General features: G+C 39.6%; 17 protein-coding genes. 13 read left to right on the top strand and 4 right to left on the bottom strand.

The annotated features are described in order from the left end of the window. The first annotated feature begins 2 nt into the window (after positions 1-2). On the top strand, positions 3-929 hold the full coding sequence (locus tag ACQQ5U_RS02465; protein ID WP_437395352.1) for an ATP-grasp domain-containing protein: 927 nt from the start codon (positions 3-5) through the stop codon (positions 927-929). A gap of 45 nt (positions 930-974) precedes the next feature. After that, positions 975-1970, top strand: a complete 996-nt coding sequence (locus ACQQ5U_RS02460; RefSeq protein ID WP_437395351.1) for an SMP-30/gluconolactonase/LRE family protein — start codon at positions 975-977, stop codon at positions 1968-1970. A gap of 6 nt (positions 1971-1976) precedes the next feature. Here the strand turns inward: ACQQ5U_RS02460 and ACQQ5U_RS02455 are convergent, their stop codons facing one another. After that, positions 1977-2729 (bottom strand): XRE family transcriptional regulator, encoded by a 753-nt coding sequence (locus ACQQ5U_RS02455; protein ID WP_437395892.1) that lies wholly within the window; start codon positions 2727-2729, stop codon positions 1977-1979. Positions 2730-2938: 209 nt separating this feature from the next. Here ACQQ5U_RS02455 and ACQQ5U_RS02450 point away from each other — a divergent pair, with 209 nt between their 5' ends. Beyond that, positions 2939-3655, top strand: coding sequence for a TIGR03915 family putative DNA repair protein (locus ACQQ5U_RS02450; protein ID WP_437395350.1), 717 nt, complete (start codon positions 2939-2941; stop codon positions 3653-3655). Between the two features lie 2 nt (positions 3656-3657). Here the strand turns inward: ACQQ5U_RS02450 and ACQQ5U_RS02445 are convergent, their stop codons facing one another. Continuing rightward, the gene (locus ACQQ5U_RS02445) at positions 3658-4185 is read right to left on the bottom strand and encodes a hypothetical protein (protein ID WP_437395349.1); all 528 of its coding nucleotides are present in this window, start codon (positions 4183-4185) and stop codon (positions 3658-3660) included. A gap of 83 nt (positions 4186-4268) precedes the next feature. On the opposite strand from ACQQ5U_RS02445, the gene ACQQ5U_RS02440 reads away from it, so the two are divergent. The 6 genes from ACQQ5U_RS02440 (at position 4269) to ACQQ5U_RS02415 (ending at position 15579) form a co-directional block, all read left to right on the top strand. Continuing rightward, positions 4269-6017 (top strand): APC family permease, encoded by a 1749-nt coding sequence (locus ACQQ5U_RS02440; RefSeq protein WP_437395348.1) that lies wholly within the window; start codon positions 4269-4271, stop codon positions 6015-6017. A gap of 102 nt (positions 6018-6119) precedes the next feature. Then, complete coding sequence (gene uvrA / locus ACQQ5U_RS02435) at positions 6120-8981, top strand: excinuclease ABC subunit UvrA (protein WP_437395347.1); 2862 nt, start codon at positions 6120-6122, stop codon at positions 8979-8981. A gap of 20 nt (positions 8982-9001) precedes the next feature. After that, positions 9002-9688 (top strand): TIGR00730 family Rossman fold protein, encoded by a 687-nt coding sequence (locus ACQQ5U_RS02430; RefSeq protein WP_437395346.1) that lies wholly within the window; start codon positions 9002-9004, stop codon positions 9686-9688. A 10-nt stretch (positions 9689-9698) separates the two neighbouring features. Then, on the top strand, positions 9699-12533 hold the full coding sequence (locus tag ACQQ5U_RS02425; RefSeq protein ID WP_437395345.1) for a metalloprotease: 2835 nt from the start codon (positions 9699-9701) through the stop codon (positions 12531-12533). A gap of 158 nt (positions 12534-12691) precedes the next feature. Further along, positions 12692-15103 (top strand): alpha-ketoacid dehydrogenase subunit alpha/beta, encoded by a 2412-nt coding sequence (locus ACQQ5U_RS02420; RefSeq protein WP_437395344.1) that lies wholly within the window; start codon positions 12692-12694, stop codon positions 15101-15103. A 98-nt stretch (positions 15104-15201) separates the two neighbouring features. Next, positions 15202-15579: a DoxX family protein gene (locus ACQQ5U_RS02415; protein WP_437395343.1), complete on the top strand. Its 378-nt coding sequence runs from the start codon at positions 15202-15204 to the stop codon at positions 15577-15579. Positions 15580-15581: 2 nt separating this feature from the next. Here the strand turns inward: ACQQ5U_RS02415 and holA are convergent, their stop codons facing one another. Further along, on the bottom strand, positions 15582-16583 hold the full coding sequence (gene holA / locus ACQQ5U_RS02410; RefSeq protein ID WP_437395342.1) for a DNA polymerase III subunit delta: 1002 nt from the start codon (positions 16581-16583) through the stop codon (positions 15582-15584). 26 nt (positions 16584-16609) lie between these two features. Between holA and ACQQ5U_RS02405 the strand changes: the two genes are divergently transcribed. From ACQQ5U_RS02405 to ACQQ5U_RS02395, 3 genes are all read left to right on the top strand, one after another. Further along, positions 16610-17056 (top strand): type I restriction enzyme HsdR N-terminal domain-containing protein, encoded by a 447-nt coding sequence (locus tag ACQQ5U_RS02405; protein WP_437395341.1) that lies wholly within the window; start codon positions 16610-16612, stop codon positions 17054-17056. 12 nt (positions 17057-17068) lie between these two features. After that, positions 17069-18070 (top strand): glycosyltransferase family 2 protein, encoded by a 1002-nt coding sequence (locus ACQQ5U_RS02400; protein ID WP_437395340.1) that lies wholly within the window; start codon positions 17069-17071, stop codon positions 18068-18070. A 96-nt stretch (positions 18071-18166) separates the two neighbouring features. Further along, the gene (locus tag ACQQ5U_RS02395; protein ID WP_437395339.1) at positions 18167-19039 is read left to right on the top strand and encodes an OmpA/MotB family protein; all 873 of its coding nucleotides are present in this window, start codon (positions 18167-18169) and stop codon (positions 19037-19039) included. A 54-nt stretch (positions 19040-19093) separates the two neighbouring features. Here the strand turns inward: ACQQ5U_RS02395 and ACQQ5U_RS02390 are convergent, their stop codons facing one another. Continuing rightward, on the bottom strand, positions 19094-19714 hold the full coding sequence (locus ACQQ5U_RS02390) for an L-threonylcarbamoyladenylate synthase (RefSeq protein WP_437395338.1): 621 nt from the start codon (positions 19712-19714) through the stop codon (positions 19094-19096). A 230-nt stretch (positions 19715-19944) separates the two neighbouring features. On the opposite strand from ACQQ5U_RS02390, the gene ACQQ5U_RS02385 reads away from it, so the two are divergent. After that, complete coding sequence (locus tag ACQQ5U_RS02385; protein ID WP_437395337.1) at positions 19945-20574, top strand: hypothetical protein; 630 nt, start codon at positions 19945-19947, stop codon at positions 20572-20574. Positions 20575-20593: the final 19 nt, after the last annotated feature.

Genomic DNA, 20593 nt, shown 5'->3' with positions numbered 1-20593 from the left:
GTATGGAGTTTGATGTTGTTATTCTGACAGACCACCGATACGTGGCTCCGGAAATGAAGACACCCTATATTGAAAATATACTTCAAGAAGACCTTCTGGTTTTAGAGGCTTTAAAAAAGCAAGGTTTACAGGTCACTCGAAAATCATGGGACGACCCTAATTTTGATTGGTCGACCACCAAATATGCTCTATTTAGAACAACTTGGGACTATTTTGATAGGTATCAGGAGTTTTCGCGATGGCTGGAAGAAGCTTCGAAGCAAACACAGTTTATCAATTCGAAAAGCCTTATTTATTGGAATATTGACAAGCATTATTTGAAAGATTTATCAAACGCTGGTGTAAATATCCCCAAAACTATTTTTGTGGAACAAGGTTCAAAAGTCACCCTTGCCGATACTATTTCAAGTGCCAGAACTAATAATGGGTTTACAGCGGATACCTTTATTTTAAAACCCTGTGTTTCTGGAGCGGCGCGTCACACCTATAAAATAGAGGAAGATGAAATTGAAGTTCATGAAAACATCTTCCAAGAATTGGTGGCCGAAGAAGCCATGATGCTCCAAGAGTTTCAAAAAAATATAGTTTCAGAAGGAGAAATATCCATGATGGTTTTTAATGGGGACTTCACCCATGCCGTTCTGAAAATTGCAAAACCAGGCGATTTTAGAGTACAAGATGATTTTGGAGGCACCGTGCATAATTACACGCCTGACCAAGAACAAATCGCTTTTGCCCAAAGTGTTGTAGAGGCAGCCCCGGAACTACCGATTTATGCCAGGGTTGATATCTTTAAGGACAACAACGGAAACTGGGCCTTGGCCGAACTGGAAATCTTTGAACCGGAATTGTGGTTTCGCCTGAACCCTATTGCAGCAGATATTTTGGCTAAGGCCATCAAGGATAATTGTCTTTCTCAATTGATCTAAGATTTTAAAGGATTGGCATCTTTATATTTATATAAATTTCTCAAAATGAAAAACTTACCTCTCCTCCTGCTGAGTATTACTTTAGGGTGTTTTGCGCAACAAAAGACCACCGGCAATTTGGTTGTACTGGATGATGCTTTTTTTGACTATGTGGAGGAGAATGCCAAAATAGAGGTGCTTGCCGAAGGGTTTATTTGGTCAGAAGGCCCTGTTTGGGTCAAGGAAGGAGATTTTCTTCTATTTTCTGATGTTCCTCAAAACACCATTTTTAAATGGAAAGATGGAGAAGGTCTTTCCGAATTTTTAAAACCTTCAGGATATACTGGCGTCCTTCCCTATAGTAATGAGCCCGGAAGTAATGGACTCATTATAAATAATGATGGAGAACTGGTAGCCTGTGAACACGGGGACCGTAGAATATCCAAAATGCCTTTGGTGGGAGGTGGAAAGTTCACGTTGGCCGATACATGGATGGGGAAACGATTCAATAGCCCAAATGATGTGGTTCAAGCTTCCAATGGCACTTATTATTTTACAGATCCTCCCTATGGTCTGCCAAAACAAGAAAATTCCGAAACTCGAGAAATTGATGCTTTTGGAGTGTTCAAAATAGCCCCCAATGGCAATGTGGACATGGTAGTCAGCAATCTTACACGTCCAAACGGTCTGGCGCTGTCCCCTGATGAGAAAATACTCTATGTAAATCAATCTGATTCCAACGCCCCCTATATCATGGCTTACAACATCGATGAAGATGGTTCACTGGATAAGGGCCATATCTTTTTTGATGCAACTTCCTTATTGGAATCTGGGCTTGTAGGTTCGTTGGATGGGATTAAAGTAGCTCAGGATGGTACCCTTTTCTCTACGGGACCGAGTGGTCTTTTGGTAATAACACCCGAAGGAAAACTATTGGGACGTATAGAAACCGGACAACGTACGGCCAACTGCGCTTGGGGAGAAGATGGGTCAGTTCTTTATATGACCGCGGACAATTATCTCATGAAAATTCAGACCAAAACCCTTGGAGACGGTTTCTAAGTTGCCTTATTTGGCAATTTGCTTTTTCAGCTCGTCCATAGATTGTTGTAACTGCTTCAACAAACCAGTTTCAGTTGTGGCATCCACGTTAAAAGTGAGTTTGCTGCTCACTTCCCAAATTTCTTGGATTTGAAACGGTTTGATTTCGTAGGGAGGATAGGTCTCGCTTAAAGAAACTAAAGTGATGTTATTGGAATTGGGCTTTCGCTCTATTTTTTTCACCATAACGGAATCTTGAAGTACCACTACATACATTTTATTCGGACTAACATGATCGATATGCTCAACCGCACGGGCCAAAACCCAGTCATTGGGCCTTAAATTCGGCAACATACTGTCCCCTTCCACCTGAAAACCGCGATAGGTAGCATTCCGAAATTCGGGAATAGGCATATCAAAAGCGGGCAATTGCCTGTACCAACTCGTATCTGCTATATTTTGGGGATATCCCGCAGCCGCCTTGGCATTCACCATCACCATGTTATCATTTTCGGAATTGTCAACAGTAACCACTTTGGGAATAACACTGGTTTTGGAAGTATCCAAATGTTTTTGGTCACTTTCACCGAACAACCACAACGGATTTATTTTAAATTGTCGAAGCAGCTCTGTCACAACTTTTCCGGAGAGTTTGGTCCTCCCACGCTCAATATCGGCAGTGGTGTTCTTCACGCCCAACAATTTAGCGAACTCGGTTTGCGTATATCCGAGTTCCCTGCGGATATCCGTAAATCTTTTTAAGGTTATTTCATTTTCCATCATCCTATTGATAATGTCTGTCGAGCGCACTTGAGAAATTAAACCGTGTGTTAATCTCAAATGCAATCATGCAGACCATACTTTCTCAAATATAGTTATTTTGGAATATTTCCAAAAACTTTTATGGATTATTTCCATTATTTGGATTATTTCCATATATTTGATTGGAATATTTCCAAGTTAGGTATTTCATTTTAAATAACACAATTATGGAACCCACAACAACCCTTATTTACGATGGTAGCTTCAACGGATTTCTAACTGCGGTCTTTATTGCTTTTGATGAGAAAATCAATGTGGCCGATATTCAAAAGAACAATCAATCCCAAAGCGGTTTGTTTTCCGACACCGAAACCGTATTTACCAACGTGGAAAAAGCCAAACGTGTGTGGAACGGTATCCGTAACAAGAGCCATAATGCCATATCTAATGTTTATTTTGCATTTTTGAGTGAAACCGAAGGCGTTGAAATGATGCTCTACACCTACATTCAAAAGCTAATGAGGGCTCAAAACGGTAAGTATTTGGACTATTCGGACAGTACGGTGCTATACATTGCTCAATTGGCCAAAAAAGTGGGACGGGAAAAACACCGTATGGAAGCTTTTGTTCGGTTCCAGTTGACCAAGGACAATATATACTTTGCCAACATTGAACCCGATTTTGATGTACTTCCCTTGATTTCCAAACATTTTCGTGACCGCTACGCGGACCAAAAATGGTTGATCTATGACGTTAAGCGTAAATATGGCATATTCTATAATTTGGGGCATGTAGAAATGGTGTCGCTTAATTCAATGGAAAATTTCCATCTTGGAAACATTGAAAACATCTTGTTAAAAGATAAAATCAATTCAAAGCTGCATTCCAAGCATACAGGTTACAATCAAAGAAAACCTTCAATTGAGATAAAAGAAGCAGTTTAAGGCTATGCCTTACCTCTCTCCCCCACAAAATGGTCGTTTTTGGTTTTAAACAGTACATTAAAACTTGTTAAACTGCCATAAATACGGGTAATGTATTGCTGTAGGTCCACCTTTTCTTGGTCGTCCAGGTTTTTACTACTATTTATTTTTTGCTCCATCACGCGGATACGGTCGCGCACCATCACAATTTTATGGAAAAAGGTCTCAATCGGCATTTCTTTGTTGGCCGTGCCATCATCGGGTTCCAAGACCAATTTGCCGCCTTTCCATTTATCAGCTATGGCCACTTTTTCGTGCGTATCGCTCCATTTTTCGAGAATCTTCACCAAGGAACGTTCCACATCAAAAAAGCTAACGCTGTCCACTTCATCCTCCACCCCTTCAATTACTTCAAATTCAGCGTCCAAATCAATGGTTTCCAATCCGTTTTCCAAAAAAGTCACCCAATAATGTTTGGACGATACGTTGGTCACCACCCCTTTTCCGTATTCTGGGTGGTCTATTCTGGAGCCTATGCCTAAGATTTTCATAATTACAATTATTTTCCGTTACCAAATTTAGAATTTTTGGCTGTATACCCTAACTTCGTTGTTGGTTTAATAAACCAATATTCATGGAACCACAAAAAATTAGAGTAAAGCTCGGGGAGTTGGCCTCAACTTCTATCAGTGGTAACGATATCAGTTCTTCTTGCCTGTACGTGTCCGCCTTGGCCGTTTTACATGCTGGCCAATATGCATGGATTTCATTATTGATCGTAGGGGCCGTTCTTTTTTTATTTCGAAAAATTTATGGCGAAGTAGTCGGCGCACTACCTATGAACGGAGGGGCATACAACGCCTTGTTAAACACTACAAGTAAGAGCATGGCATCTTTGGCTGCGTCCTTGACCTTATTATCTTATATGGCAACTGCAGTTATTTCCGCTAATGAAGCCATGGCCTATTTAAAAAATATTGTGCCTCAATTGCCCGTTATTTTGGCCACTATTGGTTTGTTGGCCGTTTTTATGGGATTGGTTATTATTGGTATCGGGGAATCCTCTAAAGTGGCAATTGTCATTTTTATTTTCCATTTGTCCTCACTGGTCTTATTGTCCTCTTTCGCGGGCATCTATCTTTTTGAACATGGATGGGATGTGTTTACCAATAACAACGCATTGCCTGTAAAACATGGAGCATTGCCTATGGCGCTGTTTTTTGGATTTTCTGCCGCCATGTTGGGAATTAGCGGTTTCGAGAGCTCGGCCAACTTTGTGGAGGAGCAGAAAAAAGGGGTGTTTCCCAAAACCTTGCGCAATATGTGGGTAGTGGTTACTATTTTTAATCCATTGATTGCCTTCTTGGCTCTTGCCGTTTTACCTATTTCAGATATAGAGTCCAATAGTGAAGCTCTCTTGTCCATAATGGGCAACCAAGTAAGTGGTTCATGGTTATCCTTCTTGGTTTCTGTGGATGCCGTACTGGTTTTGAGCGGGGCTGTACTCACGTCTTTTGTAGGTGTGTCCGGTTTAGTGGAACGTATTACATTGGATAGAATTCTACCGCCTTTTCTTTTAAAAAGAAATAAAAATGGAAGCACCTATCGCATTGCCATTGTATTTTTTATGCTTTGTGTGTCCATTCTATTGATTACTGAAGGTAATCTGGAGGCTTTGGCAGGTGTGTACACCATAGCTTTTTTATCTGTAATGGCCCTTTTTGGGATAGGTAACATCTTGTTGAAAGTAAGACGGAAGAACTTGCCACGTCCCGAACACTCTGGTTGGTTGTCCTTGCTGGTTGCTATTTTGGCCGTTATCACAGCTTTGGCAGGTAATATTCTATTGAACCCTGATTATTTGGCTGTTTTTATGGAATATTTTATTCCAACCATAGCTTTGGTGTTAGTAATGCTCAACAGAACGGCCCTTTTAAAATTGTTACTTCGTTTGATTCGGTATTTCTTGGACCCTATAAACCGTTTCTTGGTGAAATCATATCGCGGCATTAATCGAATGATTGACCGCATAAACGATCAAGAATTTGTATACTTCACCAAAAAAGATGATGTCGCTGCTTTGAACAAGGTCTTACTCTACATACGAAACAATGAACATACCCGAAAATTAAAGATTGTATCTGTTTTTCCTGAAGGAGAAAAAGCCACAGAAAGCTTTGTTTCTGATTTGAAAGTTTTGGATAGGGAATATCCAGAAATTAAAATCGAGTACATTCAGTTATATGGAAAGTTTACTCCTGAATTAATTAAAGAACTATCGGAAAGATGGAATATTCCCATTAATTTTATGTTCATTGGCAGTCCAGGGGATAGATTTCCATACCCTTTACAAGATCTTGGTGGGGTTAGACTGATTATTTGATTGAAATTGCAGTATTTCTTATAGCTTTCATTAAGAAAACGAAACTTCAGTCCCCTTCCTTTTTACATCTCAAATCGCTACTTTTGAGGTTTGCTATGATTTATGATCAATTACGAAGAAAATATTGAGGTCAAGGGTGCTCGAGTCCACAACCTCAAAAATATAGACGTTACCATTCCACGTGAAAAACTGGTGGTGATCACTGGGCTTTCGGGGAGTGGAAAATCTTCTTTGGCCTTTGATACCATATACGCGGAAGGGCAACGTAGGTACATCGAAACCTTTTCGGCCTACGCCAGACAATTTTTGGGTGGATTGGAACGCCCCGATGTGGATAAAATAGATGGCCTTTCTCCTGTAATCGCCATTGAGCAAAAAACCACCTCAAAATCCCCACGTTCTACCGTAGGGACCATTACCGAGGTTTATGATTTTTTACGTTTGCTCTTTGCCCGCGCTGGAGATGCGTACAGTTACAACACGGGTGAAAAAATGGTGAGCTACAGCGATGAACAAATCAAAGATTTGATCATTGAATCCTATTTCGATAAAAAAATCAATGTGCTTGCCCCTGTCATCAAATCCAGAAAAGGGCATTACCGTGAACTTTTTGAACAGATTGCAAAGCAAGGCTTTGTAAAGGTTAGGGTTGATGGTGAGATTACCGACATTACCAAAGGGATGAAGGTAGACCGTTACAAAACGCACGACATTGAAATTGTAATAGACCGCTTAAAGGTCGGTGATAGCGAGGATTTCCATAAACGGTTGAGCGAAACCATCAATACAGCCATGTACAGTGGAGACAATGTGCTTATGGTCTTGGAGGAAGGTGAAACCGTACCCCGATATTTCAGCAGGGATTTGATGTGCCCATCATCCGGTATTTCCTATCCTAATCCTGAGCCTAACACGTTTTCCTTCAATTCACCCAAAGGCATGTGCCCTGAATGCAGCGGACTCGGTCACGTGTTTCAAGTTAATGAAGATAAAATAATCCCCAACAAGAAAGTATCCATCAAATCCGGTGGACTTGCTCCTTTGGGCGAATACAAGAATTCTTGGGCTTTTAAGCAACTGGAGACCATTGCGCAGCGTTACAAATTTGACCTTTCGGATGCCATTGAAAAGATTCCGGAAGAAGCCATGAACGTTATTTTGAATGGTGGCAAGGAAAGTTTTGAAGTGAACTCCAAAAGTTTGGGTGTAAAAAGGCAATATAAAATTGATTACGAAGGAATTTCCAATTTTATCAAAACCCAATACGAAGAAGCCAATTCCACTTCCATAAAACGATGGGCCAAAGACTATATGGACCAAGTGAAGTGTCCTAGCTGTGAAGGTTCCCGGTTACGTAAGGAATCCCTCTATTTTAAAATAGAGGGTAGAAATATTGCCGAACTGGCACAAATGGACATTGCTGAGCTGGCCGATTTCTTTAAGAATTTGGAGGAAACGTTAGAAGGCAACCAGAAGAAAATTGCAGAAGAAATCATAAAAGAAATCAAAGCACGAGTTGGTTTCTTATTGGATGTAGGACTTGATTATCTTTCCATGAACCGAAGTTCAAAGTCTCTTTCGGGTGGTGAAGCACAACGTATTCGACTGGCTACACAAATTGGCTCACAATTGGTCGGGGTGCTCTATATTTTAGACGAACCCAGTATTGGCTTACACCAACGCGACAATGAACGGTTGATTCAATCCCTTGAAGCACTCCGCGATATCGGGAACTCCGTTATTGTGGTGGAACATGATCGCGATATGATTGAAAGCGCGGACCATGTTATTGATATTGGTCCAAAAGCCGGGAAACACGGAGGGGAAATCATTTCCCAAGGAAGTCCCAAAGAATTAATCGACCACCATACCATGACGGCGCAATATATAACAGGTGAGGTGGAAATCCCAGTTCCAGAGAAACGGCGCAAGGGAACGGGCAAAAAGATTACGCTCTCGGGATGCACGGGCAATAACCTGAAGAATGTGACCGTAGATTTCCCTTTGGGAAAACTTATCGGAGTAACGGGAGTTTCAGGAAGTGGCAAGTCCACTTTGGTAAATGAAACCCTTTACCCTATTATGAACGCACATTACTTTAACGGGGTGAAAAAGCCGATGCCCTATAAAAAGATTAAGGGACTGGAACACATTGACAAGGTTATCGACATCAATCAATCCCCTATTGGGCGTACACCTCGCTCGAATCCTGCCACCTATACTGGAGTTTTTAGCGAAATACGTTCCTTGTTCTCCAAAACCACCGAAGCCACCATTAGAGGGTACAAACCGGGGCGTTTCAGTTTTAATGTGGCCGGAGGGAGATGTGAAACTTGTCAAGGTGGAGGCCTTAAGGTCATTGAAATGAACTTTTTACCCGATGTTTACGTAGAATGTGAAACCTGTAACGGGAAAAGGTTCAACCGAGAAACCTTGGAAATCAGATATAAGGGAAAGTCCATTGCTGATGTTTTGGAAATGACCATCAACGAAGCCGTGGATTTCTTTGAGAATATTCCAAAAATTCATCGTAAACTTAAGACAATAAAAGATGTAGGTTTAGGTTATATATCATTAGGACAGCAGTCCACTACCCTTTCCGGTGGTGAAGCCCAAAGGGTAAAGTTGGCCACAGAGCTTTCCAAAAGAGATACGGGGAACACGTTTTATATCCTCGACGAACCAACCACAGGCCTACATTTTGAAGATATTAGGGTGCTCATGGAAGTGCTTGACCGCCTTGTGGACAAAGGAAACACCATTTTGGTGATAGAGCACAATATGGATGTAATCAAAATGATGGATTACATTATTGATATTGGCTACGAAGGTGGAAGAGGTGGTGGAACGGTTGTTGCAAAAGGAACCCCGGAAGAAGTGGCAAAAGATAAGAAAAGTTATACTGCCAAGTTTTTAAAGAAAGAATTGGACAATACAAAACAAAAAATTGCACGAGCAGTTTAAAATACATTACAACTATGCAAATGCGTAAAGAACAACATTCCAAAGGATGGAATGAAATCAAGACAAACGATTCATGGGCCATATTCAAAATTATGGGCGAGTTTGTCAATGGATTTGAAAAAATGAGTGTAATAGGTCCTTGTGTGTCCATTTTTGGGTCGGCCAGGGTTCGGGAAGGGCATCCCTATTATGATTTGGCCGTAAAAATATCCAAAAGGATTTCTGAAGCTGGTTATGGTGTAATTACGGGTGGAGGGCCCGGGATAATGGAAGCTGGAAACAAAGGTGCCAGCCTAGCTGGGGGCACATCCGTAGGACTTAATATTGACCTTCCCTTTGAACAACACGACAATCCTTACATTGATGAGGACAAGAGCCTTGATTTTGATTACTTCTTTGTCCGAAAGGTGATGTTTGTAAAATACTCCCAAGGATTTGTAGTAATGCCCGGTGGTTTTGGAACGTTGGATGAGTTCTTTGAAGCACTTACCTTAATTCAAACGCATAAAATACACACCTTCCCCATAATTCTTGTTGGTACGGATTTCTGGAAAGGATTGATAGAATGGATTAAAAATACATTGGTCGAGGCCGGTAACATAAACCCAAAAGACCTCGACTTAATCAAATTAGTAGATACAGAGGATGAAGTAGTGGAAATAATAGATGCCTTTTATAAAGGTAGAACCCTGAGCCCAAATTTTTAATCTTATAGCATTGAATAACCATCGAGCATTACTTGGCATTTCGCTATTTATCATTATGGTGTGCCCCACCCTTTGGGGGCAACACAAAAATGAAATAGTGGCTACTCTCGATGGACCTACTAACCAAATACGAATTCGCCAACATTTTACCTATGTAAACCAATCAAACAAGGGGCTGTCCACTCTTTATTTTAATGATTGGAATCACGCCTATTCCAATAAGAACACAGCACTCGCCAAGCGATTTGCGGAAGAATTCAACCGAAGCCTTCATTTGGCAAAGGATAGGGAAAGGGGAAAAACCACCATTAGAACCATTGTAGATGAAAACTACACTGGGCTGGATTGGAATCGGGAAGGAAATATGGATATCATTTCTGTCAGTTTAAATGAAATCTTAAAGCCCGGAGAATCAATCCAACTGTTTTTCACCTATACCATAAGATTGCCCGAAGCAAAATTTACGGGATATGGACATACCGATAGTCGCGGATACAACTTAAAGGATTGGTATTTTACCCCAGCCGTATTCGATGGTGATTGGAAATTGTATAATAATATAAACCTTAATGACCTTTATACAGATGTCACGGATACTAGAATCAATTTTACCTTTCCCGAAAGATTGTTCTTAGCATCAAATTATAGAATGTCCAGTGTTTCCAATTTTCCAGGAGGGCAGCATGCCCAGCTATTTGGGGACAAAAGAAAAAATTGCGAACTCATCATATCCATTGTCGATAGATTCACCAAGCACGTTACAGAGTATTTAACAATTACTACTGATATAGAGTCTGATAAATATGATGAAACAGCCCACGGAATCTCAATTAATAAAATTGCCCAGTTTCTCAATGAGAACTTAGGGAAGTATCCCCACGACAATCTTTTGGTAAGTGAGTTCGATTACAATAAATCTCCCCTTTATGGGATAAGCCAGCTCCCATCATTTATAAGACCCTACAAGGAACAATTTCAATTTGAAATGAAATTTTTAAAAACCGCCATTCGCAGTTATTTAAAGGAGTCTTTATATCTAAATCCTCGCAAAGAACGATGGGTAAACGATGCCATTGGCTACTATTTAATGATTAAATATGTAGAAGAATTCTACCCTGACCAGAAACTAGCGGGAAAACTTTCACAAATATGGGGCCTAAAAAACTTCCATTTTGCAAAAATGGGCTTTAATGAGCAATATTCGCTCTTTAGTATGCTTTCCGCGCGAAAAAATATTGATCAAGCCCTAACAACTTCCAATGATTCGCTGATCAAGTTCAACCAAAAAATCGCTAACGGATACAAGGCAGGCCTTGGAATGTCTTACCTATCCGCCTACTTAGGTGAGAAAAAAATAGACAGTACCGTGTTGGATTTTTATAAAAATTACAAACAGAAGCAACAAGTAACTGCTGCCGATTTTAGAGAAACCATAGAAAAATATGCCGATAAGGAAGTAGATTGGTTTTTTGATGAGTATGTGTCTACAGACAAAAAAATTGATTTTAAAATAAAGAAGGTTGAAAAAACAGAGGATTCCATCATGTTTGTTTTAAAGAACAAACGAGCAACCAATGTTCCCATATCTGTCTTTGGTCTTGAAAATGATTCTGTTGTATCTCACTATTGGTTTTCGGATATAGATTCAACAAAGATTATTACTATTCCGCGAAAAAGTGAAGATCGCTTGGTATTGAACTATGACCAGAAAATTCCCGAATTCAACCAAAGGGATAACTGGAAAACTCTAAATGGATTCTTTTCGAGCAACAAAAAATTGAAATTTCAGTTTTTTAAAGACACTGAAAACCCCTATTACAATCAGGTTTTCTATGTGCCCATTGCAAATTTTAACTTGTATGATGGTATAACGCCCGGATTGAGGCTTTACAATAAAACATTTTTAGAGAGACAGTTTCAATATGATATATCGCCCACCTATTCATTCTTGGAACGCACTCTTGTAGGCAAAGCAAGTTTTAGATACCGAAAATATCATCAGAAATCAGGTTTGTATGTTACCAACTACTCATTTTCTGCATCTACTTCGCACTTTCGGGAAAACTCACGGTTTTCTACATTAACCCCTGCGGTAAGCTTTGGTTGGCGCCCAAACGACATGCTTTCCAATCGTAGGCAATACCTCCTTTTAAGGTATAGAAACGTGTTCAGAAGTATTGATGAAAATCTGGTAGGCGAATTGGATACCGACCCCGACTACGGAGTTATGAATGTACGCTATACCGATGTTGACAATAATATTCTTAACTACTCATCTTGGTCCGTAGATGCACAACATTCCAGTGAATTCACGAAACTCGCCTTTGAAATGGAATACAGAAAACTATTCCAAAGCAACAGGCAATTGAACCTGCGGTTTTATGCCGGTAAGTTCTTGAGAAATAAAACAGAGTCAGATTTCTTCAGTTTTGCCTTGGACAGGCCAACAGATTATATGTTTGACCTCGCATACTTGGGTAGATCTGAAGATTCCGGTATATATAGTCAACAAGTGATTATTGCCGAGGGAGGATTTAAATCAAAACTGGAAAATCCATTTGCCAACGATTGGATTGCCACCACTAATGCAAGTACCAACATTTGGAGATGGGTAGAAGCCTATGGAGACCTTGGCTTTATAAAGAACAAAGGGAATGACGCGCGTTTTGTGTATGACTCAGGAATCCGTCTAAATTTGGTCACAGATTATTTTGAATTATACTTCCCTGTATACTCCAATAGAGGTTGGGAAATAGCCGATGATGACTATGGAGAACGTATTCGATTTATAGTTACCATAAGCCCAAGAACCCTAATTGGACTATTTACCCGAAAGTGGTTTTAATTATCAAATCAATAATTACAAGCTTTCATATATGTTTTAAATTACACAATATGCAATTATTACGCCTTATTTTTAACATTTCTTCATTTTATTAAGAGTGTTGCATATTGCTTTTTTGAGGGTTTTTTAGTACTTTCGCAGAAATCTTTCAACAATTCATGAAACCTAACCCAAGCACAAGCAACGATATTTCCTTTGACGATTTCAAATCACAGATTCTTCAAGATTATGAGACTGCGGTCACCAGCCGGGAATGTAGCTTAATGGGACGAAGAGAAGTTCTCTCGGGAAAAGCCAAATTTGGAATTTTTGGAGATGGAAAAGAGCTTCCCCAACTGGCCATGGCAAGAGCTTTTCAAGATGGTGACTTTAGGAGCGGTTATTACCGTGATCAAACTTTTATGATGGCGCTTGACTACTTAAGTCCGAAAGCATTTTTTCATGGACTATACGCTACCACCGACTTGGAAAAGGAACCCATGAGCGCTGGAAGGCAGATGGGCGGTCATTTTATAACCCACAGTTTAAATGAAGATGGTTCATGGAAGAATTTAACAGAGCAAAAAAACAGTAGTGCCGACATTTCATGTACGGCCGGCCAAATGCCCAGATTACTCGGCCTTGCCCAAGCCTCTAAAATATACAGAAATGTTGATGGAATTGATCAGACCAATTTCTCCAATAATGGAAACGAAGTAGCTTGGGGAACCATTGGAAATGCCAGTACCAGTGAAGGACATTTTTTCGAAACGATCAATGCGGCCGGCGTAATGCAGGTACCCATGGTAATCTGTATTTGGGATGATGAATTTGGTATTTCCGTACCTTCGGAATATCATACCACCAAAGGAAGTATTTCCGAAGCACTAAGTGGATTGCAACGTGACGAGGACAGTAAGGGCTATGAAATACTGAAAGTTAAAGGCTGGGACTATACAGCTTTGATTCATGCATTTGAAAATGCTTCGGACATAGCTCGTGAAGGTCATGTACCTGTACTTATCCATGTAACCGAACTTACCCAACCTCAGGGGCACTCCACCTCAGGCTCGCACGAAAGATATAAATCCCCTGAGCGTTTGGAATGGGAGCGCGAGAATGATTGCAACAAGCGTTTTAGGGAGTGGATCATTGAGAACGGCATAAGCACCGAGGAAGAACTTAAAAAGGTTGAGCGCGAAATAAAACATAAGGTTCGTGCTGCCAAAAAAGAAGCTTGGTCCGAGTTTTTAAAACCTCAACTGGAAGCTAAAAAGCAGTTGGTTCAGTTATTGGAAAAAGTTTCTGCCCAAAGTCCTAATCGGGCCTTTATAAACAAAATAAAGAACGATTTGATAGCCATTGAAGAGCCATTGAAAAAGGACTTGGCTTCCAAATCAAGAATGGCACTTCGTTATCTTTTAGGAGAGAATACGGCGGAAAAGAAACAGCTTCAACAGTGGGTCGATAACTTTTTGGTAACCCATGAATCAGAATATAGTTCCCATCTATATAAGGAGGTTGGAAACAAAGCCACGGAAATAGAACCCATACCCCCAATCTATTCAAATAATGGTAGCGATGTGGACGGTAGGGTTATTTTAAGGGATAATTTTGATGCATTGTTCGGTAAATATCCAGAAGCGTTGGTTTTTGGTGAAGATACTGGTAACATCGGCGATGTAAATCAAGGCCTTGAAGGCCTTCAAAAAAAATATGGTGAGCTTCGGGTTGCTGATACGGGAATACGCGAAACTTCCATAATTGGACAAGGAATTGGAATGGCCCTGCGTGGTTTGCGCCCCATTGCCGAAATACAATATTTGGATTACATTCTATATGCTATCCAAACATTGAGTGATGATTTGGCCACACTTATGTACCGTACTGTTGGGAAACAAAAGGCACCTCTCATTGTCCGGACACGAGGGCACCGTTTGGAAGGGATTTGGCATTCTGGCTCCCCAATGGGTGGTTTAATCCACTTATTGAGAGGGATGTACATCTTAGTCCCTAGAAATATGACCCAAGCAGCAGGGTTCTACAACACACTTATGAAAAGTGATGAGCCTGCACTAATTATCGAAAGCCTCAATGGGTATCGTTTAAAAGAAAAAATGCCCTCTAACCTAGGGGAATTCTGCACGCCCATCGGTAAAGTTGAAACACTCAAAGAAGGAACTGATATTACCCTTTTATCATACGGTTCAACATTAAGAATTGTAGAGAAAGTAGCCCACGACCTGTTGGAAGTAGGAATAGACGCTGAGGTTATTGATGCACAATCACTCCTACCTTTCGATTTAAACCATGATGTGGTAAAAAGTCTAGAAAAAACCAATCGTTTCCTAGTAATTGATGAGGATGTGCCTGGTGGCTGTTCTGCATATTTAATGCAAGAAGTGGTTGAAAAACAGGGTGGTTATAGGTATTTGGACAGTGCGCCTCAAACCTTGTCCGCCAAAGCACATCGTCCAGCTTATGCCTCGGATGGAGACTACTTTTCCAAACCAAATTCGGAGGATATTTTTGAAAAAGTGTACCAAATCATGCACGAATCGAATCCAAAATCATATCCACAACTTAGGTAGGTTTTAAGGCACCTCAATACAAAGCTGCTTTTCGTCGAAGATTGTTACGTTTTTTAAAACATAATTAATACTTTCACGGGGATTAAAATATTCCCCACATGAAAAACAACACTTTGATACACCTAGGGTTGGCATTGTTAAGAATTGTTCCTTCTGCATTCATGCTTACCCATGGTTACCCCAAACTCATGAATCTTATCAACGGAAATACAGAATTTGCCAATCCATTCGGTATTGGTCAAGCTCCATCACTTTTTTTGGTAGTTGTAGCTGAGTTTGTTTGTCCTCTTTTAATAATTATCGGTTTTAAAACACGTTGGGCGGCCATTCCTACAGCATTCACTATGTTCGTTGCCGGATTTATTATACTCGGTGGAGATTCATTTGCAAGAAAAGAAACAGCTTTGCTCTACCTTACCGTATTTGTGGTTATTATACTACTAGGCCCAGGTAAATATAGTGTGGATAAAAAGTAATTTTATATTATTTCGAAAAGGAGCTCTTTTAGCAAATCGGTTTGGGCCATATTATTAGCCCCAACTCCTTTGCTTTTCAAATCCAAGGTTCTAAGGCTTGAAATAATCCCACTTACCCGTTTCATTGGATAGTTTTTTGCTGCTACTACGTACTCATTGACAAAGTATGGATTTACACCCAATACCTTTGCAACATTACCAGGAGAATGATCTTTAAGTCCATGGTATTGCAATAACTGCGTAAAGAATGTGTTCAACAATGTAATGGTTACTACAAAAGGATTATCCTTGGGGTTTTGGGCAAAATAATCCATGATGCGAGAGGCCTTTTTAACATTGCGCTCCCCTATTGCCTTTTTCAACTCAAAATTGTTGAAATCCTTGCTGATACCAATGTGTTCTTCAACCAATTCCGGTGTAATCTCCGTGGTCGGAGGAACAATCAACGTTAATTTATCCAGTTCGTTGTTGATCTTGCTCAAATCGGTTCCCAAAAATTCAACCAGCATCACACAAGATTTTGGTGATATCTTATATTTTTTGTTCGCTAGGGTTCTTCTTATCCAATCCGCCACTTGATTGTCGTACAATTTCTTGCTCTCAAAAAGCTCCCCGCTCTTTTTAATGGCTTTATAAAGTTTTTTACGCTTATCCAACTTTTTGTACTTGTAACAAAGCACCAAAATCGTGGTCGGTTGTGGATTCTCGGCGTACGGAACAAGGTTTTCTATGGTTCTGGATAAATGCTGAGCTTCTTTTACAACAATAACCTGGTACTGAGCCATCATGGGAAACCGTTTGGCATTTGAAACTACCTCATCCACAGCGGTCTCCTTTCCATAAAGCACCATCTGATTAAAGCCCTTTTCATCTTCAGTGAGCACATTTTCGGCAATATATTGGGAGATTCGATCTATATAATAGGGCTCCTCCCCCATTAAAAAATAGATGGGTTTTGGGTTACCATTATTGATTTCCGATACAATCTCTTTTACTTTGTCCATTCAAAATATTTCACCAGTTTTGTCCAATGCAAGATTTGAACTTTCCACCTTATTCGTTTCGAATCAAAAATAGCCAAAATAGACAGTACATTTTTGATGGTATCCGTAAAAAATTTGTAGTACTCCAACCTGAAGAATGGGTACGCCAGCATGTGCTTCGTTATTTGGTGTTTACAAAAAACTATCCGAAGAGTCTTATCAATGTGGAAAAACAACTTACCGTAAACAAATTAAAGAAGCGCTACGATGTTGTTGTTTTTAATCCAGATGGCACTATTTTTCTTTTGATTGAGTGCAAAGCGCCAGAGATTAAAATCACACAATCCACTTTTGATCAAATAGCAAGGTACAATTACGAACTAAAGGCTGAACACTTGATGGTCACCAATGGATTGGAACATTACTATTGTGAAATGGATCATGAGAATGAAAAATATAGGTTTTTAGAGGATATTCCTGATTTTAGCCGTTAATTTGCCTCCGTTTTGAAAATCGCCGTAGTCATACTCAACTGGAATGGAGAAGCCTTGCTAGAAAGGTTCCTACCGTCGGTTATGGCATATTCCAAGGGTGCATCTATTTATGTTGTGGACAATGCAAGTACGGATGGTTCAATCGATTTTTTAAAAAGAGAATATCCTACGATTGGTATTGTTCAAAATAAATCCAATGGAGGATTTGCCAAAGGATACAATGATGGACTTAAAAGTATTGAGGCCGATATTTTCTGTTTACTAAATTCCGATGTGGAAGTAACCCCAAATTGGATGGAACCCATCCAAGAGGCTTTTGATACGCTACCGGAAGCATCCATAATCCAACCCAAAATACTGGATCTCAATAAAAGGGACCATTTCGAATATGCTGGTGCAGCAGGTGGTTTTATTGACATGTTCGGATACCCATTTTGTAGGGGACGGATTTTTCAGACCATTGAAAAGGATGAAGGTCAGTACAATGACATTAAAGAAGTTTTTTGGGCAACAGGCGCCTGTATGTTTATAAAAAGTGAAGTGTTCCGAGAACTAGAAGGTTTTGACGAAGACTATTTTGCCCACCAAGAAGAAATTGATTTATGTTGGAGGGCGAAAAATGCTGGACATAAAGTGTTTTATGTTGGCGCAAGTCATGTTTATCATTTAGGAGGCAGTACATTATCCAATATGAACCCAAAGAAAACCTTTCTCAATTTTAGGAACTCTCTATACTCCATCACAAAAAACCTTCCTAGAAAAAAGGCCTTTCCTATAATTTTTGTTCGCTTGCTTTTGGATGCCATTGCTGCAGCACGGTTTATACTCCAATTAAAGTTTGATCACTGTTTCGCAATCCTCAAGGCTCATCTCAGTTTTTATGCTAACTTTATAAAAATGTACAGAAAGCGCGAAAAAGCTAATTTTATATTAAAATACTATGTAACGACATCCATAGTATGGTCCTATTTCGTACATCAAGTAGCTAGTTTTAACATTTTAGTAAAAGATTAACGAAGCCGAAATATAGGTACCTTGGTTTTTATCTAATTTTGGTTTAGTTTTTTAATATTTGATATATCTAACAATCCTTAAATTATACTTTGAACTATGAAAAAAATCTTTCTAGGAACATTGGCGATGACCCTCCTATTATCTTCTTGCGTATCGCAAAAGAAATATGCAGATCTTGAAGCCAAACAAAAAGAAACGCAAGACCTATTGAACTCTGCAACCGTTAAGCTCAACGATTGCTTGGAAGAAAAAGCAACTGCAAGTTCTAGGTTAAAAACCCTCGAAGATCAAAACGCATTCCTAAAAGCCAATAACCAAGAGCTCATCAACAACATGGGCAACTTGACAACGCTTACCACAAAAGGTGCTGAAAACCTTGAGAAATCCCTTGAGAGTCTTCAAGAAAAAGATCTTACCATTAGAAAACTACAAAATGCCGTTACACGTAGAGACTCCGTGAACCTTGCTTTGGTTCAGAGCCTTAAAGGGGTATTGGGCAACTTGGATGACGAAGATATTGAAATAAGTGTTGAAAAAGGTGTGGTATTCGTATCCATTTCGGACAAATTATTGTTTAGAAGCGGAAGCTACAACGTAACCAGTGCTGCCAAAGAAGTACTTGGTAAAGTAGCTAAAGTAGTAAACAACAAACCTGATTTTGAATTCATGGTCGAAGGCCATACCGACAATGTACCAATTAAAACTGCGGAACTTGCAGACAACTGGGATCTTAGTGCCAAAAGAGCAACATCTGTTGTTAGAATTCTACAAAATGATTTTGGCGTAGACCCTGCTAGAATGACAGCTGCTGGGCGTAGCTACTACGTGCCACTTGTAGACAACGATACTTCGGCCAACAGAGCCAAAAACAGAAGAACAAGAATTGTTGTACTTCCAAAAATCGATCAGTTCTATAACATGATCGAAGAAGGAATGAAAGATCCTGCTATCGGTGGTACCGGTAAATAAGAATAAGCTTTAGCTTAAAAAGTAGAAAAGCGGCCAAATGGTCGCTTTTTTTATTTAAAAAATTTCAAGACTTCCCTTGCCCTCCCGCACAACTTCGGGTTCGTCGCCGGAAAGGTCGATTACCGTGGATGCAACATTATCACCGTATCCCCCATCAATTACAATATCCACAAGGTTTTGCCATTTTTCAAAAATAAGCTCAGGGTCTGTGGTGTACTCCAAAATATCATCATCATCACGAATTGAGGTAGAGACAATAGGATGTCCCAACTCTGACACCAAAGCCCTTGCAATTGCATTATCGGGCACGCGAATTCCAACCGTCTTTTTCTTTTTAAAATCCTTGGGCAGATTATTGTTCCCGGGTAAAATAAAAGTATAAGGTCCGGGAAGGGTTCGTTTTAATATTTTAAATGTTGAACTGTCAATTTGCCTAACATAATCCGATAAATTACTTAAGTCCGCACAAATGAACGACCAATTAGCTTTTTCCAGTTTTATACCTTTAATTCTGGCTATGCGTTGCAATGCCTTGGAATTGGTTATATCACAACCAAGTCCATAGACAGTATCCGTTGGGTAAATTACAAGACCTCCTTTCCTAAGCACATCCACAATTTTTTGGACCTGCTTAGGGTTAGGGTTTTCTTCGTAAAGTTTTATCAACTCAGCCATTAGCTTAAAAATATATCCCTGATTAAAAAGGAATTAAAAACAAAGATACTACTTATTCCAGCTAAACATTATGTCTCACATCATGTGTATAAGTATCAATGGTTCAAGACTATCACTTGAAATCTCCATAAAGTGAAATTGCCCATCCATCAATCCATATAGGCGATTGGTTGATTACCTACATTATCATTGATATATATACCTCAATTTTATATAAAAATTGCATCCCTATGAGATTAAAAACAATCATTTTCCTATTTATTGGTTTTGGATTTCTTCTACTACATTTCACAAGCTGTAACACTTCCAATAACACAGAGGTTAAACAATTTGATGCCAAGGGTACCTTTGCTGAATTGGATCATTTATTGATTCAATTACATCAAATTGATGTTTCGGACTGTACAAATTTGGATGAAGCAGTCTCCATCAATGAAAAAATGCGAGGAATAATTGAAGACGTAAGGTCCCAAAAAGAATTTGATGGTTTGGTAAACGTTTTTGACGCAGATAAGTACAAAATTAGCTTTTTGGTATCACAGGATAAGCAATTCGGTGTTTTCTCTTGGACGACAAAAATGGATTGTTTGGGTCACCACATTAAAAACATAGCACTTTATAAATCTAATAATGAAATTAAGACATCTTCCCTTTATGGAAATCCACTCGTTTATATTAAAATTACCACGGTAGAGTTGAACAACAAGTCTGTATATCTGCTCAGTGGCAAAGAATCTGTGGATAAAAAACCTTCAGTTACAAAAGGTTATACAATCTCCAATGGAGACTTGGTGGAATCACAGATTCCACTCCCAAAGCAATCTTCTAAGGAGTATGCCGATTCTATAACCAGATATTAACCTAGGGGCACCCAAACAT

Origin of the sequence: Flagellimonas lutimaris, assembly GCF_051494225.1 — a bacterium.
Lineage (GTDB): Bacteria > Bacteroidota > Bacteroidia > Flavobacteriales > Flavobacteriaceae > Flagellimonas > Flagellimonas lutimaris_A.
This window is presented reverse-complemented; position numbering and strand designations above follow the sequence as displayed.

Bases quoted from the DNA above. Each gene is read 5' to 3' on its own strand.
- uvrA (WP_437395347.1), top strand. From the start codon at position 6,120: ATGATCAATTACGAAGAAAATATTGAGGTCAAGGGTGCTCGAGTCCAC.
- holA (WP_437395342.1), bottom strand. From the start codon at position 16,583: ATGGACAAAGTAAAAGAGATTGTATCGGAAATCAATAATGGTAACCCA.
- ACQQ5U_RS02460 (WP_437395351.1), top strand. From the start codon at position 975: ATGAAAAACTTACCTCTCCTCCTGCTGAGTATTACTTTAGGGTGTTTT.
- ACQQ5U_RS02455 (WP_437395892.1), bottom strand. From the start codon at position 2,729: ATGGAAAATGAAATAACCTTAAAAAGATTTACGGATATCCGCAGGGAA.
- ACQQ5U_RS02445 (WP_437395349.1), bottom strand. From the start codon at position 4,185: ATGAAAATCTTAGGCATAGGCTCCAGAATAGACCACCCAGAATACGGA.
- ACQQ5U_RS02395 (WP_437395339.1), top strand. From the start codon at position 18,167: ATGAAAAAAATCTTTCTAGGAACATTGGCGATGACCCTCCTATTATCT.
- ACQQ5U_RS02430 (WP_437395346.1), top strand. From the start codon at position 9,002: ATGCGTAAAGAACAACATTCCAAAGGATGGAATGAAATCAAGACAAAC.
- ACQQ5U_RS02450 (WP_437395350.1), top strand. From the start codon at position 2,939: ATGGAACCCACAACAACCCTTATTTACGATGGTAGCTTCAACGGATTT.
- ACQQ5U_RS02420 (WP_437395344.1), top strand. From the start codon at position 12,692: ATGAAACCTAACCCAAGCACAAGCAACGATATTTCCTTTGACGATTTC.
- ACQQ5U_RS02440 (WP_437395348.1), top strand. From the start codon at position 4,269: ATGGAACCACAAAAAATTAGAGTAAAGCTCGGGGAGTTGGCCTCAACT.
- ACQQ5U_RS02405 (WP_437395341.1), top strand. From the start codon at position 16,610: ATGCAAGATTTGAACTTTCCACCTTATTCGTTTCGAATCAAAAATAGC.
- ACQQ5U_RS02390 (WP_437395338.1), bottom strand. From the start codon at position 19,714: ATGGCTGAGTTGATAAAACTTTACGAAGAAAACCCTAACCCTAAGCAG.
- ACQQ5U_RS02385 (WP_437395337.1), top strand. From the start codon at position 19,945: ATGAGATTAAAAACAATCATTTTCCTATTTATTGGTTTTGGATTTCTT.
- ACQQ5U_RS02465 (WP_437395352.1), top strand. From the start codon at position 3: ATGGAGTTTGATGTTGTTATTCTGACAGACCACCGATACGTGGCTCCG.
- ACQQ5U_RS02415 (WP_437395343.1), top strand. From the start codon at position 15,202: ATGAAAAACAACACTTTGATACACCTAGGGTTGGCATTGTTAAGAATT.